Annotated in this window: 5 protein-coding genes; all 5 read right to left on the bottom strand. The window is 35.8% G+C overall.

Annotated elements, in window-relative coordinates:
• Positions 1–356, bottom strand: a 356-nt coding sequence (locus N518_RS0115065) for a prepilin-type N-terminal cleavage/methylation domain-containing protein (RefSeq protein ID WP_026444476.1), incomplete at its 3' end; no start/stop codon positions are given.
• Positions 353–760, bottom strand: coding sequence for a prepilin-type N-terminal cleavage/methylation domain-containing protein (locus N518_RS0115060; RefSeq protein ID WP_005099799.1), 408 nt, complete (start codon positions 758–760; stop codon positions 353–355). The genes N518_RS0115065 and N518_RS0115060, both read right to left, overlap by 4 nt.
• On the bottom strand, positions 747–1,220 hold the full coding sequence (locus N518_RS16515; protein ID WP_005099800.1) for a pilus assembly FimT family protein: 474 nt from the start codon (positions 1,218–1,220) through the stop codon (positions 747–749). The genes N518_RS0115060 and N518_RS16515 overlap by 14 nt, the downstream gene beginning before the upstream one ends.
• A 13-nt stretch (positions 1,221–1,233) precedes the next feature.
• Positions 1,234–1,596, bottom strand: coding sequence for a type IV pilin protein (locus tag N518_RS17430; RefSeq protein WP_005099801.1), 363 nt, complete (start codon positions 1,594–1,596; stop codon positions 1,234–1,236).
• Positions 1,597–2,078: 482 nt separating this feature from the next.
• Entirely contained in the window at positions 2,079–2,603 is a 525-nt protein-coding gene (locus N518_RS0115045; RefSeq protein ID WP_004282096.1) for a plasmid replication DNA-binding protein, read from the bottom strand.
• Between the last annotated feature and the right edge of the window lie 101 nt (positions 2,604–2,704).

Genomic DNA, 2,704 nt, shown 5'->3' with positions numbered 1-2,704 from the left:
AAAATTAAGGCATTTTCAGTATAAGTAATGCCCTGACAAATAGATGCTGTTGTAGTCTTAATATCGTCATCCAAACGCCATAAGATTGCTTTGTTAGTGGTTACATTTGCAATGCTCGCAACTTCTACAATATTGGGAATCGAAGATGCTGGATAACCGAAACCTGCATTTTGTGTCAGTACCTGAATCGTAGTTAGACTGTTTTGGAGCTTTGTGTCGAGTATGGAACTTTTACGTGCATCGACACTGGTATGAATGACTGTACGAAATAGAGCGAGCAGTGCCATCAAACAAAGCATTGAAATCGCCAATCCCACTAAAAGGCTGACCAGAGTAAAACCTTGCTGATTTTTCATGGTGTATTGCCTACTTTCAGCGTATTACCTACTTTAATTTCTCCGCCAAAAAGCTGATTGGCATCCTCTCCTTTTACAGATAAAACAGGGGAAATAATTTGGGTATCTGTTGTACCGACCTTAATTGTAGAGGAGGTACAAGTCACATTAACAGTAAAATCTTTTCCATTAATTCTAATCTGTGGCGCTGCTGGTGGCGATGTTTCGCATAGTTTTTTCCCATCTTGTTGTAGTAAATTACGCAATTCATTCATGGCAATCTGCTGTAAATTTGATTGACGTTGTACTTGCATAATTTTACCCATACTTAATGCCCCACCTAATGCAATAATGCTGGTTAATACCATTGCCACTAACGCTTCAAGTAAGCTAAAGCCTTGTTGATACTTTTTATTTAAAGGCATAAGTTTCACTTCCCCCAGCATTGACAAGAGTTAATGGGGAATTCATTGTACATCCTGCTGCAGTCACAACCTGGCCGCTATTGTTAAAGGCAATACATTTAAAATTATCTGTTTCACTTGCTGCTTTTATTGTAATATTTGAGGAAATTTTAAAATTATATGAAGAAGTGGTACTACATGTGCTTTCAGCTCCAGATGTATCACCGCCAATATGTACGGTTAAAGTATGATTACTAAAACACAAATGTCCTGCAGTCTTATCTTTCACGACACCAGTTTCATTACGAATTGCAGCAGACCTTGCGAGATTAATTGCACTTTCTAATGATGCTGTTGCTGTATTTAACTCTGCCTGTCTTACCCAATTCACTGTAAAGGCCGACCCCAATCCAGCTAGAATGCCGACAATAGTGACAATAATCATAGTTTCGATTAAGGTAAAACCGAGTTGTTTACTCATAGGTTTTATCCAATTAATAACTGTCACAAGGCGTGGCTTGAGTCGTATTTGTCATCGTCATTCTGCAAGTGTCTTTTGTCGCAGTAATGGTATAGCCTGAGGTAGTAGAAGTAACCGTATAAGTAAAAATATTCTCTGTGGGTTGCCAAGTTGGCAGTGCAATTTTTACTGCATTAGTATTCGTTGCCATAATAGCTGGATATTCTAGTTTTCGCTGATAACTTCCTTCTAATACTAATCCTAATGTAACTAAATCTGATTGTGCAGCTTTAATATGAGCTCTCTTAATATAGTTATTATATGAAGGGAGGGCGATCATAGCCAAAATCGCAATAATGACAACTACAATCATTAATTCAATTAAAGTAAACCCCATCTTTCTATTAGCTAAGCTTAGTCTTTTATTTTGTATAGGATGATGACTTAATATCCTATTATATAGATAGATCATTGGTAATATTATAAAAAACACAGGAACAAAGCATATGGTACAGTAAATTTAAGCCCAATTAATAAATTTTGTTATACAATTATTTTTATTGAAAATAAGATGTGAAAATTAGGAATTCAACACCAGTTTTTTGAAGTTATTTAAACTTAAGATTTCCTAAAATTAACATAATACACGTTATACGAAATCATTAATAAAACCTTAATATAATCAATGTATTATTCTGTACAAAAAAGCCTAAGAGACCACTCTTAGGCTTTTTCAGTGATTTTTCGTGTTCCACGCTCAATAACTAAGCAATGTTCCACAAGTTTATTCAGTTTTAATAAACCTCATCCAGTTTTTTGATGAGTCATTATTTCATGTGCTTGCACTGAAATTGGCTCATCAAAAAACTGGAGTCCTGGCTAACCATAAGGAAGGAAAAAACGGCTCAGGAAACCCCTTTTTTTAGGTTCAGGCTCAACGTGTTCTGGGACAGGGATATGTTTGTTCTCTGGAGTAGTCAATCCGTCATCTTTAGGTGGAACGACTATTACATCTTCCTTCATTTCTACAATGGGAGCTGATTGAGGGAGTTCGAGTTCACTAGGGTCTTGAATCTTTGGTTTGGGTGCTTCCAGTAGACGTTGCATCGTCTCAATTTGATTTTGATAAAAGGATTCACGCTCTTTTGCATCATCAAGCTGATTTTTCAGCATGTCTATCTGTTGCCTAAGTAGTAAAACTTCTGCCGAATTTGGACTGTCTATTTTTACAGACTCTTTTACATCTAGTTTTTTTGAAGGTTCGCCAAAAACACGGATAGCTTCAGCCAGATCAATTTTATTATCAGAATTTTTACTTAAAATTCCTTTCTTTATGTTGTTGTAAATCGTTTGTCTATTGATATTGTAAAGCTTAGAAAGCTCAAGAACTGTAAGGCTTTTCATGCTGTAAATCTATGCCTAACTCTGTCAAAAGTTGTTGTCTATTAGACTGCCTAATAGACAAATGATCAAGTATAAATTTTAGGCAGCTTGATAGCCAACTT

Source organism: Acinetobacter sp. UNC436CL71CviS28 (assembly GCF_000620525.1).
GTDB classification, from domain to species: domain Bacteria; phylum Pseudomonadota; class Gammaproteobacteria; order Pseudomonadales; family Moraxellaceae; genus Acinetobacter; species Acinetobacter radioresistens.
The sequence above is the reverse complement of the archived record's forward strand: the minus strand, read 5'-3'. Positions and strand labels throughout refer to the sequence as shown.